Origin of the sequence: uncultured Paraglaciecola sp., assembly GCF_937123705.1 — a bacterium.
Taxonomy (GTDB): domain Bacteria; phylum Pseudomonadota; class Gammaproteobacteria; order Enterobacterales; family Alteromonadaceae; genus Paraglaciecola.
The window spans coordinates 1-14,192 of sequence record NZ_CAKZKO010000037.1; the positions used below are offsets into that span (position 1 = coordinate 1).

At 43.2% G+C, this 14,192-nt stretch carries 15 protein-coding genes and 1 tRNA gene; 1 reads left to right on the forward strand and 15 read right to left on the reverse strand.

Annotation, left to right across the window (positions count from 1 at the left end):
- Positions 1–2 precede the first annotated feature (2 nt).
- The 13 genes from Q0688_RS05060 to aspS all read right to left on the reverse strand — a co-directional run bounded on the left by Q0688_RS05060 (position 3) and on the right by aspS (position 10,497).
- Positions 3–75, reverse strand: a tRNA-Lys gene (locus Q0688_RS05060).
- Between the two features lie 134 nt (positions 76–209).
- Entirely contained in the window at positions 210–956 is a 747-nt protein-coding gene (ybgF, locus tag Q0688_RS05065; protein WP_299073827.1) for a tol-pal system protein YbgF, read from the reverse strand.
- Between the two features lie 12 nt (positions 957–968).
- Positions 969–1,532, reverse strand: a complete 564-nt coding sequence (gene pal / locus Q0688_RS05070) for a peptidoglycan-associated lipoprotein Pal (protein ID WP_299073829.1) — start codon at positions 1,530–1,532, stop codon at positions 969–971.
- Between the two features lie 41 nt (positions 1,533–1,573).
- The gene (tolB, locus tag Q0688_RS05075; RefSeq protein ID WP_299073831.1) at positions 1,574–2,944 is read right to left on the reverse strand and encodes a Tol-Pal system beta propeller repeat protein TolB; all 1,371 of its coding nucleotides are present in this window, start codon (positions 2,942–2,944) and stop codon (positions 1,574–1,576) included.
- Complete coding sequence (tolA, locus tag Q0688_RS05080; RefSeq protein ID WP_299073833.1) at positions 2,944–3,786, reverse strand: cell envelope integrity protein TolA; 843 nt, start codon at positions 3,784–3,786, stop codon at positions 2,944–2,946. The genes tolB and tolA overlap by 1 nt, the downstream gene beginning before the upstream one ends.
- Before the next feature lie 8 nt (positions 3,787–3,794).
- A complete protein-coding gene (tolR, locus tag Q0688_RS05085) occupies positions 3,795–4,217 on the reverse strand; it encodes a protein TolR (protein WP_299073835.1) in 423 nt (140 codons plus the stop codon).
- An 11-nt stretch (positions 4,218–4,228) separates the two neighbouring features.
- A complete protein-coding gene (tolQ, locus tag Q0688_RS05090; protein WP_299073837.1) occupies positions 4,229–4,939 on the reverse strand; it encodes a protein TolQ in 711 nt (236 codons plus the stop codon).
- Positions 4,929–5,333, reverse strand: coding sequence for a tol-pal system-associated acyl-CoA thioesterase (gene ybgC, locus Q0688_RS05095; protein WP_299073839.1), 405 nt, complete (start codon positions 5,331–5,333; stop codon positions 4,929–4,931). The genes tolQ and ybgC overlap by 11 nt, the downstream gene beginning before the upstream one ends.
- Positions 5,334–5,925: 592 nt before the next feature.
- Positions 5,926–6,933 (reverse strand): Holliday junction branch migration DNA helicase RuvB, encoded by a 1,008-nt coding sequence (gene ruvB, locus Q0688_RS05100; protein ID WP_299073841.1) that lies wholly within the window; start codon positions 6,931–6,933, stop codon positions 5,926–5,928.
- Between the two features lie 107 nt (positions 6,934–7,040).
- The gene (gene ruvA, locus Q0688_RS05105) at positions 7,041–7,664 is read right to left on the reverse strand and encodes a Holliday junction branch migration protein RuvA (RefSeq protein ID WP_299073843.1); all 624 of its coding nucleotides are present in this window, start codon (positions 7,662–7,664) and stop codon (positions 7,041–7,043) included.
- A 31-nt stretch (positions 7,665–7,695) separates the two neighbouring features.
- Positions 7,696–8,217, reverse strand: coding sequence for a crossover junction endodeoxyribonuclease RuvC (gene ruvC / locus Q0688_RS05110; protein WP_299073845.1), 522 nt, complete (start codon positions 8,215–8,217; stop codon positions 7,696–7,698).
- Positions 8,218–8,268: 51 nt separating this feature from the next.
- The gene (nudB, locus tag Q0688_RS05115; RefSeq protein WP_299073847.1) at positions 8,269–8,718 is read right to left on the reverse strand and encodes a dihydroneopterin triphosphate diphosphatase; all 450 of its coding nucleotides are present in this window, start codon (positions 8,716–8,718) and stop codon (positions 8,269–8,271) included.
- A 12-nt stretch (positions 8,719–8,730) separates the two neighbouring features.
- Positions 8,731–10,497 carry an aspartate--tRNA ligase gene (gene aspS / locus Q0688_RS05120; RefSeq protein ID WP_299073849.1) on the reverse strand — a complete coding sequence of 589 codons (1,767 nt, stop codon included), beginning with the start codon at positions 10,495–10,497 and terminating at the stop codon, positions 8,731–8,733.
- Positions 10,498–10,650: 153 nt separating this feature from the next.
- Between aspS and Q0688_RS05125 the strand changes: the two genes are divergently transcribed.
- On the forward strand, positions 10,651–11,874 hold the full coding sequence (locus Q0688_RS05125; RefSeq protein ID WP_299073851.1) for a CaiB/BaiF CoA-transferase family protein: 1,224 nt from the start codon (positions 10,651–10,653) through the stop codon (positions 11,872–11,874).
- Positions 11,875–12,272: 398 nt separating this feature from the next.
- Here the strand turns inward: Q0688_RS05125 and Q0688_RS05130 are convergent, their stop codons facing one another.
- Complete coding sequence (locus Q0688_RS05130; protein ID WP_299073853.1) at positions 12,273–12,980, reverse strand: GMP synthase; 708 nt, start codon at positions 12,978–12,980, stop codon at positions 12,273–12,275.
- 3 nt (positions 12,981–12,983) lie between these two features.
- The gene (locus Q0688_RS05135; protein WP_299073855.1) at positions 12,984–14,153 is read right to left on the reverse strand and encodes an iron-containing alcohol dehydrogenase; all 1,170 of its coding nucleotides are present in this window, start codon (positions 14,151–14,153) and stop codon (positions 12,984–12,986) included.
- Positions 14,154–14,192 lie beyond the last annotated feature (39 nt).

Consider the following 14,192-nt stretch of genomic DNA (forward strand, 5'->3'; position numbering starts at 1 on the left):
GGTGGGTCGTGCTGGATTCGAACCAGCGACCAATTGATTAAAAGTCAACTGCTCTACCAACTGAGCTAACGACCCATTTTCAATTTTTCTTTCCGCCTCACTGCGAGGGCGGCATATAATACTCAATTGAAATCTATGTGCAACCCAAATGACATGAATAATTCAATATTCTCAACTGTTTGCTGAAAAACCGAACAGCCGAGTCTATTTTAAAGCTCTTTGAGTCGCTTTTGTGCCAATTTAGCCGACGAAGAATTTGGGAAATCACGAATAACCTGCTCCCAAAGTTGTTTCGCACGAGCAGTATTGGAACGCTCCATTTCTGTTACACCCAATTTTAACGTTGCATCCGCTCTTTTGCTTGATTCAGGATAATTCGAAATCAACGACTGAAACTGACCTCCTGCCCCTTCCCAATCTTGCTTATTAAATAATAACTGTCCCAACCAATAATGAGCATTAGGCACATAACTAGAGTCGGGGTAGTTTTGTAAGAAAGCTTGAAATTCAGGAATGGCTTGATCATAAAGTCTATCTTTAAGTATCAAATTTACTGCTTTGTCATAAGCTTCATTTTCATTAGCAGATACTGGCACATCTACTTGCGTAGAGGCCGTATTGATGGCTGTAGTTGGTGCATTTGAGGGCTGCGCTTTAACCGCTGCTATTCGCTTATCTATTTCAAGATACAGCTCTCTTTGACGTTGCAGGATTTTCTCTAACTGGTAATTTTGAACTTCTATGGCGCCACGAAGTTCATTCACTTCGTTTTGCATGATATCCAGTTGTTCTTGTTGACGATGCTGAGCTTCTGTTCGGGTCGAAAACTTTCTTTCAAGCTCAGAAATACGCTGTTCGCTACTACCTGTTGTCACATCTGACACAGGCGCAGGAGCCGCAATAACTGCGGCTCCATATAGTCCTAGCAAACTGATCGCTAAGGTGCGTTTTATCATATTATGCTTCTATTATTGGTAAACCAAAACACCGCGACGGTTTTCAGCATAGGCCGCTTCAGACATATTGTTGTTAACTGGCTTTTCTTCACCATAAGAAACAACAGAAATTTGTGATGCGCTAACACCCGCATTCATTAAGTAGGTCTGCACAGACTTGGCACGAGATTCGCCCAATGCAATGTTATATTCAGGTGTACCACGGCTATCACAGTGACCTTCAATCACGACTGCTTGGCCTGTGTTTTTCACTAGGAATGCAGCATGTTGATCTAGGATGCTATAAAATTCAGAACTAATACTGGCACGATCAAAATCAAAATAAACCAACTGATTTCCCAATGCTACAATCTCTTGCTGCATCTCTTCTTCAGGTGTCAACATAGGTGCAACTGTACCCGTTTCAACCATCGCATTGCGTGCTTCTTGTGCTTTACGATCGGCTTCTGCTTGCTCTTGGGCAACTCTCGCTTCTTCAGCCGCTTGTGCTGCACTATCGTCAGTTGATGTACATGCCATCATAGTTACAACTGGAAGAGCAATAACCAACCCTTTTAAAATTTTATTTAGTTGCATTTTTTTTCCTGTTTTTATCGGAGTTAAGTAAAATATAAAAATTAACGTAAAAATGGTGACCAAGTCGGCGCTTTCACTTGGCCTTCGGCCGCTGGCAATAACGCTTTAAACCTGCCATCCAATGACACCAAAGATAAGACTTGCTTTCCTCGATGCAATGTACTGTAAATAATCATACTGCCGTTTGGGGCAATACTAGGTGACTCATCTAAGTAGGTTTTAGTTAAAACCTGTAGATTGCCATTTGTTAAATCTTGCCGTGATATATGGTAATTACCACGAGTACGATTCACCATTACCATCTGTTTACCATCTGGAGTAATTGTACCACCTAGGTTCATTTCGCCTTCAAAAGTCAGGCGTCGAACCTTACCAGTAGCTAAATTTACGCGATAAATCTGAGGTTTACCACCCCGTTCTGAACTAAATATTAAGCTCTTACTATCTGGTGTCCAGCTTGGCTCAGTATCAATAGCCCTATTTTTGGTTACTCTGCGTAGTCGTTTACTGGCAATATTCATCACATACAGTTCAGGATTACCGTCTTTTGATAACACCAATGCAAGGCTTTTACCGTCAGGAGAGAATTTTGGAGAACCATTGATACCGGAAAAACTGGTCATTTGGGTTCTTTTCATGGTGTAAATATCTTGAATAAATATTTGTGGTCGCTTGTTTTCAAAACTTACGTAAGCCAATTTGGTTCCGTCGGGAGACCAGGATGGTGACATTAAGGGCTCCAATGAACGCAACAAAGTGGTTTCGTTGGCACCATCATAGTCAGCGACTATCAATTGAAAAGGTAAGTTATGTTGCTCGTTATCACGCACTATTACATAGGCGATACGGGTTAAAAATGCGCCACGCTCACCCGTTAACTTTTCATATACCACATCACTAATTCGATGAGCATGACGTCTAAAGTCATTCCCCGAAATCGTCATTCTGCTTGCAGCTAATACATGATCACTACTCGCAATCAACTTACCCGCACTTAATACTTGTGACTGCCCACCGGTAATTTGGCCTCGCAATACATCGATTAACTGGTAAGACACTGTATACCTATCAATCCCCGACAATTCAACTTGTCCCACAAGCACCGCCTCAACGCCTTTCGACGCCCATGCGCTGTAATCCATTTCTTTATCAGAAGTAGGATATTGCGGCATTGCGCTGACATTCACTGGGTTAAATTTACCGCTGCGACGTAAGTCGGCGGCAATCACAGTGGTGATTTTCTCTGGCATAACCCCCTCACCAACCCATTTAAATGGCACCACACCTATTGGCCTAGAGGTATCGACGCCCTCGCTAATAACAATTTCCAAAGTTGCAAAACTGTGAAAACTGACGCTGAAGATAAAAATTGCAAACAATAATTGTTTCGTTATAGATAGTGTTTTAGACATTATAATTCTGGCTCTACGGTTAAATTAATTTCACGTAATTCTTGGTATACATCGTATTCTTTAGATACAGGCAAAGTGTCAGATTTAAATACTGCAGCTTTAGCCGCTCGACAGAGAATGGTATTCCCACCCAACTCTTTGACTTGGGTGACTAACCCATTAGATGCCAATCGAATATGTAAACGACAAGACTTTCCTTTCATTGCATCATCAACAATCAAGTTTCTCTGAATAGTTTGTTTAATCAAAGCTTGGTATTTTTGCACTTCACTCAATACTTGTTTGTTTCTTCTCTGTTGCCTAGCGGCCTGCTCAACCTGAAGTTGCTCCTCGAGCATTTTTTCTTGTGCGGCTTTTTGTTTCGCTGCTTGTCGCTTTCTATCCGCTTCTTTTTTTGCTTGCTCTCGCTCTCGTTGCTGTTTTGCTTTTTTGGCTTGTTCTTCGGCTTTTCTTTTTTCTAACTTTTTGCGTTTACGTTCATTTTCTAATTGCTTGGCCTTTTCGCGCTTTTTTTTAGCCCGCGCCGCCACTGCCGCTTGTTCAGCTCTTTTCTTATTCAATTGTTGCTGTTTACGTTTTTTTGCTGCATCGGCCGCTCTTTTCTCAATCGCTTGCAGCCGCTTTTGTTCTTTTAAAATCTTGGCCTTTTTAGCATCCTCGACTTTCTGTAATTGTTCTTGCAGTGCCTTGGCATCAACCACTATCGCTTCAATTATAGGTTGAACGTTTAATGGTTCAGGTGTCGTTTTGGGCATAGAAAAATGCCCACTTATTAACAAGCCAGCTATCACCATTACATGTAGAAACCCAGAAACAAAAAACGCTATACGTAACTTAGACATCTAGATGTTTAGCCTTCAGGCGGTGTAGTCATTAAGCCAACAGAAGGTGCCCCTGCTTTTTGCAATAACACCATCAATTGCACGACTTCACTATATGCCACTGCCCCATCACCTTTAACAACCACAGGCTTTTCAGGTTCCCTTTGCAGAATTTTAGCCACTAAGGTCGCCAAATATACAGCTGTCATGGGCTCTTTTTGGCTATTTCCCACATTTAAATAATACTGACCTTTAGCGTCAACGGTGGCAATTAATGGCGGTTTTAACTCTTCTTCTAAGGGCTGGGCCTCAGCTTTGGGTAAATCAACTTTAACACCTTGGGTAATAAGTGGCGCCGTCACCATAAAAATAATCAGCAACACTAACATTACGTCTATATAAGGCACCACGTTAATTTCTGAAACTGGGCGTCTGCGCTTTCTAACATACATAATCAATCAACCTATGCAGTAGGCTGGGTTGATTGTGAAGGTTCTGCACCCGATGCCAATGCTTGCCTGTGTAGGATGCTGGAAAACTCTTCCATAAAATTGCCGTAGCTATTTTCTAGTTTTTCAACTTGATGACTAAATCTGTTGTAGGCAATAACGGCAGGAATAGCGGCAAATAGTCCCATTGCCGTGGCTATTAGTGCTTCAGCGATACCCGGTGCGACCATTGCTAATGTGGCTTGTTGTTGTCCACCTAAGGCAATAAACGAATTCATGATCCCCCACACAGTACCGAATAAACCAATGTAAGGGCTAATTGAACCCGTGGTTGCTAAAAAAGGTAAGCGATTTTCTAAGCGGTCAATTTCACGGGACAATGCCACCCGCATCGCTCTTGATGTACCTTCCATAATGGCCACTGCTGGTGTACTAGTGTTTTTTCGTGAGCGTACAAATTCTTTAAAACCAGCGCAAAACATACTGGCCATACCTTCTAAAGACTGGCGCGCCGCTAATTCTTGATAAAAGCGGTTCAAGTCGACACCAGACCAAAATTTATCTTCAAACTTTTTCATTTCTGAACGAGCAAAACGTAACGCACGGTTACGTTCGAAAATAAATGCCCATGAGGCAACCGATGCAGCAAGTAACAACAACATCACTAGTTGCACCAGCAAACTGGCTTCTAGAATGAGATCAACAAAAGATAACTCAGATGACACGTGAAAATTCCCCTAATATTTGCTTTGGAATAGCTTGTGGCTTCATATTGGATAAATTGACACAAGCAACCCTAATTAATGCGCTAACTAAACACTGTCCATTTGGACTTTTTATTAATTGTTTGAAGACTAAACTAGCACGTTTCAATTCTACTATTTCAGACTCAATACACAACAATTCATTGAAACGAGCCGGCCCATGATTATCCATTTCAACCCGTTTGACGACAAAACCCACAGAACGTTCCAAAAGGGTGTGTTGTTCTGTACCCATTTGTCTTAACCACTCTGTTCTGGCGCGCTCAAAGAATTTAAGATAGTTAGCATAATAAACTATACCACCCGCATCTGTGTCTTCGTAATACACTCTCACCTTGTGTTTATGTTGTTTCATAGTAAAAATACGGAAATAAGCCTAAAAACAAACTGAATTTTACATCTCAACTCAATAAAAAAATACCACATCTATGAATTGTTATGCTATCAATCATTCGACACTCAAAAACTAAAAATATAAAAACACCTGTTTAAAGCGGCGCTGGGCATATGTTCTAACAATATTAAATGAAACCTTAGTTGCCATAAAGCATGAATAGTTATTCACCTTACGCAGCAAGCAAAAAATAACTAAAGCAATACAAATAGTAATAGAACAAAAAAGCACCCTACTTATAATAACCTTAATTTTCAACACCTTAAAAAGTAAATGCGATGTTAAAATTACTTTTAAATTTTTTTACATAAATAACGCATTAGTTTTTCTAATCATTAAGGGAATTTATTTCAATTGAAAATTTGCTGCATGCATCTACAATGCACGCAGTTTTTGAACGCACATTATTATTTTCATTTTCTGTAAAAAATGTTGTGCCTTGTTTATAGACCTGTTCCCTGGATTTATTTCCCTTGACACTAGTTGTTTGGCCCACATCTTATATGTGGGTTTTTTTTTGTCTAAAATTCACGCTACCAACCCAGCCTAAAAATTAATCTACTGAATAATCTTTACCAAAGTGTAAAAAAGCTCGTTGTGAAGCTATACGCCCTCTAGGGGTGCGTTGTAAAAATCCTTGCTGGATCAAAAAAGGTTCAATCACATCTTCTATGGTTTCTCTTTCTTCACCTATAGCGGCTGCCAAGTTGTCTAAACCCACAGGGCCTCCCATAAAAGTATCGATAATGGCTAGCAGTAACTTGCGATCCATATAATCTAGGCCTTCTTTATCCACGTCCAAAATATCCAAGGCTTGGCTTGCCACATCAAGGGTGATATTGCCGTCGGCTTTGACTTCTGCAAAGTCTCGAACTCGGCGCAATAAACGATTACTAATACGCGGGGTGCCACGAGAACGTCTTGCTACTTCTAGGGCGCCTTCTTGTTGTAAGCTTAAGTTTAAGTAACTGGCTGAGCGTTCAACAATTTTGGTGAGATCTTTGATCTTATAAAACTCAAGACGCTGCACTATGCCAAAGCGATCTCGCAGCGGTGAGGTTAACGAGCCTGCTCTTGTCGTCGCTCCAATAAGTGTAAAAGGTGGTAATTCTAATTTGATAGAGCGCGCGGCTGGGCCTTCACCTATCATAATGTCCAGTTGATAATCTTCCATGGCTGGATACAGGATCTCTTCTACCACTGGGCTCAAACGATGAATTTCATCAATAAACAACACATCGTTTTCTTCAAGATTAGTTAACAGCGCGGCAAGATCGCCTGCCTTTTCTAATACCGGTCCCGAGGTGGTTTTAATGTTCACACCCATCTCATTAGCCACAATATTCGCTAAGGTGGTTTTACCTAACCCCGGCGGCCCAAAAATTAATAAGTGATCGAGAGCATCGTTACGCTTTCGCGCCGCCTCTATAAAAATGTCCATTTGCGAGCACACGTGATCTTGCCCCGTATAATCGGCCAACATTTTGGGTCGAATGGCGCGATCAACAGCTTCATCTTCATGGCTAGCGGTGGGTTTGATTATACGATCAGCTTCAATCATGTTGTTTTATAAATCATTATTAATAGTGTTTTTTTATACAGTAACAAAAATATTGAAAGGCGTCTGTAAAAGACTGACAGCAATTCGTTTTTTTAGGCTTTGTGGTGCTATGCCATGGCCCTTAAGGCTTCGCGAATAAGAGTTTCACTGTTGATATCGTCTTTATACACAGCATTAATTACCTTACTGGCTTGGGCGGCTTTATAGCCTAAGGCAAGCAAGGCACTTAGTGCCTCTTCTTTAGCGTCGGTACGTTGCACAAAGGTATTTTCAACAGGCAAGTCAGGGCTAAGATGCACAGTTTCGCCATAACCTTGCTCTTTAGCCAACTTACTGAGTCTATCGCGCATTTCAATTACTAGGCGTTCGGCCGTCTTTTTACCAACACCGGGAAGCTTTGTAAGCCCTGTTACATCTTCCATACTCACACATTGCATAAACTGTTGAGCGTTCATACCTGACAATATGGTGAGGGCTAGCTTTGGCCCCACACCACTGGCTTTTATAAGCTCCCTAAAGACTGCCCGCTCTTGTTTATTGGCAAAACCAAACAATAATTGTGCATCTTCTCGCACCACAAAATGAATACATAGATTGGCTTCTTCACCAATTTCGGGCAATTGATAAAAGCTGGTCATGGGCACTTGTACTTCGTACCCCACGCCTCCTGCTTCAATCAAAACTTCTGGTGGCTGTTTCTCAACCAATATGCCACGAATATTACCTATCATTTTGTTTCCTTGAATGTGCTCATACAACGTATTAACGCAAGCGACCGCGCACCGTTTTAGTGGCTTGACCCGACATTTTAATGAGACTTTGTTGAGTATGGTTGTGACATAAAGCCACAGCCAGAGCATCAGCAGCATCGGCTTGAGGTTTGGCAGCTAAACTTAATAAATAGCTCACCATATGTTGCACTTGGGACTTATCGGCACTGCCTTTACCTACTACTGCTTGTTTAATTTGTCTGGCGGAATATTCGGCAACGGGCAAATCAAAGGTAGTGGCGGCAACAATAGCAGCGCCCCGAGCTTGGCCTAACTTTAAGGCTGAATCGGGGTTTTTAGCCATAAACACTTGTTCGATGGCAAACTCAGTGGGCTTAAATTGTTGAATAATCTCACTTACACCATCAAAAATTTGCTTTAAACGTGCGGCTAATTCATCACCTTGCACCCGAATACACCCACTGCCAATATACTCGGATTTTTGCCCGACTTTTTTGATCACGCCATAACCGGTTATGCGTGAACCAGGATCGATCCCTAAAATAATCGCCATTACCTTAAATCACCATTTATCAAGGCAGTTTGGTGACAACACCTTGTAAAACTATGCTCTGGCATCGGGTACATATAAAGCAATGGCCTCGCGATTAGTGTCTGACCATACTTTTTGCATAGCAGAAGATTTATCTAACCATAAATAAGCTGAATGCTCTGTCAACTTTATTTGCTGTTGGCTGGAGACTTCAAGAGCGAAAACATGCTCGGTATTAAAACGGGTGTTTGGAGGATAACGGTGTTTCCAGCGGTCGCGAATTTCATAAGTGTTGATTTTTTGGCAATCTAGCAACTTATAGCCATGCTGCTTAATATCTATGCCAGTTTCTTCAAGCACTTCGCGCTTTGCTGTTTGAATGGGTGTTTCGCTGGGCTCTAATGTGCCTGTAACGGATTGCCAAAACATGGGATCATCATTGCGCTGCATTACCAACACCTGCCCTAACGCGTTATACACAACCGTTAAGGCAGACTTGGGAATACGATACTTAGATGGCATTAAAAGGCTAAATCAGTCCGCTTTCTTTTCAATCACAGTTTTAACTGACAGCTCTTTAAGCTGCTCTGGGTTTGCTTCACCCGGGGCATTCGTTAAAGGACAAGCCGCAGTGGTGGTTTTAGGGAAAGCCATCACATCACGAATCGAGGTTGCGCCTGTCATTAACATCACTAAACGGTCTAAACCAAAGGCTAAACCAGCGTGTGGCGGCGCACCAAATTTAAGGGCTTCGAGTAGGAAACCAAATTTCATTTCAGCTTCTTCATCGCTTATGCCTAATAAAGTAAACACTTTAGCTTGCATATCTTGTTGGTGAATACGCACCGAACCACCGCCTAATTCGCAGCCGTTTAATACCATATCGTAGGCATTCGACAAAGCGCCAGCCGGATTTGCGGCTAGTTCATCTGGTGTCATATCTCTAGGTGCAGTAAAGGGGTGATGCAAGGCATGAAACTGTCCGTCTACTTCTTCAAACATTGGGAAGTCTACTACCCAAAGTGGTTTCCACTGACCTTGCAATAGCTCTAAATCTTCACCCAGTTTAAGTCTAAGAGCACCTAAAGCTTCAGTGACAACAGTATTGCTATCGGCACCAAATAAAAGAATGTCGCCACTTTGAGCGCCGCTTCGTGCAATGATGCCCTTAGCGACATCTTCATTTAAGAATTTTAAAATAGGCGACTGCAAACCTTCCATGCCTGCGTCTAGATCATTCACTTTCATCCACGCTAAACCTTTAGCGCCGTAAATACCCACATACTTGCCATAGTCGTCGATTTGTTTACGTGACAGTGTTGCCCCGCCCGGTACCCGAATAACCGCTACCCTGCCTTTGGCATCGTTAGCAGGACCTGAGAACACTTTAAACTCAACGTCTTTTAATAAATCGGCCACGTCGGTTAGCTCTAGTGGGTTACGTAAGTCAGGCTTATCGCTACCAAAACGGCGCATGGCGTCGGCATAGGTCATGCTTGGGAATTCACCTAAATCGACTCCCAACATTTTTTGGAATAAATCTCGCACTAAACCTTCGGTAATAGCCATAACACCATTGGCATCAAGAAAGGTGGTTTCAATATCAATTTGCGTAAATTCAGGCTGGCGATCGGCACGTAAGTCTTCATCACGGAAACATTTTACGATTTGATAGTATTTATCCATACCCGACATCATCAACAACTGCTTAAACAATTGTGGTGATTGCGGCAGAGCAAAAAATTGACCTTTATGAGTACGACTCGGTACTAAATAATCCCGGGCACCTTCGGGTGTGGCTTTGGTCAAAATTGGGGTTTCGATATCCAAAAACCCATCGTTTTCTAAATAAGAGCGCACGCTACTGGTGACTTTAGCTCGAAACTTCAAACGGTCGCTCATTAAAGGGCGACGTAGGTCAAGGTAACGGTATTTTAGACGTTGTTCTTCAGAGTTTTCTTGATTCCAATCAAGTGGTAAAGGCGCGGCTTTATTTAAGATAGTCAAAGATTTACCTAACATCTCGATTTCGCCAGTGGACATATCTTTATTCACTTGGCCTTCAGGACGTGCGCGCACTAAGCCTGTTAATTGAATACAAAATTCGTTACGTACACTGTTTGCAATATCAAAGGCTTCGACTAAATCAGGGTCGAATACCACTTGTACAACGCCTTCACGGTCGCGCACATCGAGAAAAATAACCCCACCTAAATCACGACGCCTATTAACCCAGCCACATAAAGTAACGGTTTGTCCGATATAAGATGAATTGATATTGCCACAATAGTCTGTGCGCATGAAAAACGACCTCTAAAAACGTAAACACTGATGAAAAATAAGGCCGCGTAGTATATACCCAAACCAGCTCAAAACAACTGCTCAACAGATTTTTTGGCCTATGAGGCACTTCAATCTGTATGATGGATAAAAATAATAATCTCAGAGCAATTTATGTCAACACCCCTTTCCCATATTCGCGTACTTGAACTGAGCCGCATTTTAGCCGGACCTTGGGCTGGGCAGATGCTGGCAGACCTAGGCGCAGAAGTGATAAAAGTTGAAAAACCCATTGCAGGCGACGACACCCGTCACTGGGGCCCTCCCTATTTAACCAGTCAACAGGATGCAAACCCAACAAACTCAGCGTATTTTTTGTCTGCCAATCGCGGTAAACAATCCATTACCGTGGATATTCGCCAAAAAGAAGGGCAAGCAATTATTCATCAACTTGTAAAAAGTTGCGATGTGTTAATAGAAAACTTCAAAGTAGGGGGTTTACAAAAATACCAACTAGACTTTGCCAGCTTGTCGGCCATCAACCCCAAGTTAATTTATTGTTCAATTACAGGATTTGGGCAAAATGGCCCTTATGCCCAACGAGCCGGTTACGACTTTTTATTGCAAGGCATGGGTGGCCTAATGAGCGTAACAGGCGAACCAGACCATCTACCAGGCGGTGGGCCGCAGAAAGTGGGCGTGGCCTTAACCGACATACTTACGGGCATGTACGCCACTACCGCCATTCAAGGGGCAATAATTGAGCGTGAAAAATCAGGGCTCGGCCAACATATCGACTTAGCGTTACTCGATGTACAAGTGGCCTGTTTAGCCAATCAAAGTATGAATTATTTAGTCGGCCAAGAAACCCCAAAACGTCTGGGCAATGCCCACCCTAATATTGTGCCTTACCAAAGCTTTGAAAGCGCCGACGGACACATTATTTTAACCATAGGTAACGACTCACAATTTGCCGATTTTTGCCAAGTGGCAAACTGTTCTGAGTTAATACACAACCCTCTATACGCCACCAATCAAGCCAGAGTGCGCAATCGAGAGGTGGTTGTGGCCCATTTAGCAAATATCATCAAAGCAAAAACCAGTGATTTTTGGTTGCAAGCTTTAGAGCAAAAAGGCGTACCTTGCGGCCCTATAAACGACATAGCTCAAGTATTTGACAACCCACAAATACAACATCGCAAGATGCAAAACACCCTCACTCACCCTAAAAACGGCCAAGTACCTATGGTGGCCAACCCCATCAATTATTCGCGTACACCTATAGCCTATAATCAAGCACCGCCGAATTTAGGAGAACATACTGACAATGTGTTGGCAGAAGTCTTGGGGTATGACTCAAATTTAATCACTCAACTACGACAATCAAAAACTATTTGATGACAAGTTACACTGTATTTAAAGGCACTGGATTCCATATAACGACATTCGGGAACGACAATAACCGGTTTTAGCTGCATAGGTCGTCCTCGCGAAAGCGGGGACCCAGTGACTTTTGGGTTATTATTAACTCATTTATTTGGGGCGGCATTTTTGACAGCAAGGCACTGGGTTCCCGATAACAGCGTTCGGGAACGACAATAACCGGTTTTAGCTACATAGGTCGTCCTCGCGAAAGCGGGGACCCAGCGACTTTTGGGTTGCTAAGAACTAATTTGTTTGGGGCGACATTATAGACAGCAAGGCACTGGTTTCCGATAACGACATTCGGGAACGACAATAACCGGTTTTAGCTACATAGGTCGTCCTCGCGAAGGCGGGGACCTAGCGACTTTAAGTCAACGAATCTGCTTTAAAAAATTAACTAACCAGCGCATCACTAATACATCATCGGCTTCATGGGTGAGCGTGGCGCTGCCAGCCTCAATGACCTCTGCGCTGATGCGATCTCTGCGGGAGTCCATTAGGGCATAAGAATATTGGCGACTAAATTCTGGGTGCCCTTGTAATCCTATAAAATGCTCGCCGACTTGTATCATGCTGTAAGGGCAAAAATCACTACTCATAAGCACTTGTGATTGCGGCGGCAGTTCACATATTTGATCTTGGTGGCTGACCACTAAATTGATCTCGTTTTTGCTGGTTATCATCCAGCTTTGTTTGGCTACAATTTGGCTACCAGCAATACCAATGCCCCAACCTTTTGGTGATTTTTCAACCCGCCCACCTAACGCCGTGGCGATAAGCTGATGGCCAAAACAAATACCCACAAAACCAATACCGGCAGCATAAAGCTTACTAATAAAGGCTTCTAATTCGCGGATCCATAGTTGCTCGTCATTCGCACCATGGCGACTGCCGCTGGTCATGTAGGCATCACAGGTATAAATATCCTCAGGCAGTTCGCGGTTTATGGCCGAGATATAAACAATTTCCAGCTGATAATCAATCTGTTGCAATAACCCAGTGAACATATCGGGGTAATCGCCAAATTCCCCTTGCAGCTGGGGCTGTACGTGATCGCAAATTAAAATGCCTAGTTTCATTGCTTATAACTCACCTTCGATCGCTGCTAAACACAAGGCTGAGTATTGCTGCGCGCTTAACTCAATAGGATTGCCTCCTGCTGCACCATCTTCTACTGCCATCTGGCCTATTTTCTCGATTTGTAAGCTATCAATGCCTATTTCGCTCAGGCTATGGGGAATGCCAAGCTCTGCTCTTAAAGCCAAAATCCACTGCAAAAAACCATCAAAACTGCTGTCGTTAAGTTCAAGGTAACGGGCTAAACGTTCGATCCGCGGCTCAATTGCACTGCAATTGGCTTTGAGCACATAAGGCATTAACACGGCGTTGAGTAGTCCATGATGACTGTCATACAAGGCCCCAAGGGAATGTGCCAATGCATGCATACCGCCCAAACCACGCTGAAAAGCCGTGGCCCCCATAGTTGAACTAACCATCACCTGCGCTCTGGCCTCTAAATCGCTGCCATTAGCCACAGCCTTTGGTAAATGATTTTTAATCAGGCGAATGGCCTCTAAGGCAACACCTTCTGCCATGGGATGATAATAGTTGGCACAATAGGCTTCGAGCGCATGAGACAACGCATCCATACCTGTGGCCGCGGTAAGTTTAGGGGGTAAACCCACTGTAAGTTCAGGGTCGAGTATCACTATGGATGGCAACATCTTGGGATGAAATATCAGGCGTTTTAAATGCTGCGCTTGGTCGGTTATCACCGACGCACGCCCTACTTCGGAACCCGTGCCCGAAGTAGTAGGCACGGCGACTACAGGTGCCATGCCTTGGGTGTTGACCCGAGTCCAGTTATCGCCCACATCTTCAAAATCCCATAGCGGACGATCTTGACCTACCATCAAAGCCACGGCTTTAGCGGCATCTAAGGCCGAACCACCACCAAAAGCAATCACCCCATCATGTCGACCTTGTTGAAAGGCAGCCACGCCAGCGGCTACGTTCTCGCTGGTAGGGTTGGCTTTAATCTGTGAATAAATGGCGCATGTTAATCCTGCTTGTTGGCAAATTTTGACCGCATGTTGCGTCATAGGTAAGTCTGCAAGGCCAGGGTCGGTGACCAACAGCGGGGCTTGCATACCTAACTCTTTACAGGCCTCTGCTAATTCACTAATTCTGCCTATGCCGTTGCGAATGTTGGTGGGATAATTCCAATTAGCGTTAAATGTGTCTAAATTCATGTCAGTACTCTTAATTCTTGTGCTTTATTTTTTGCTTAA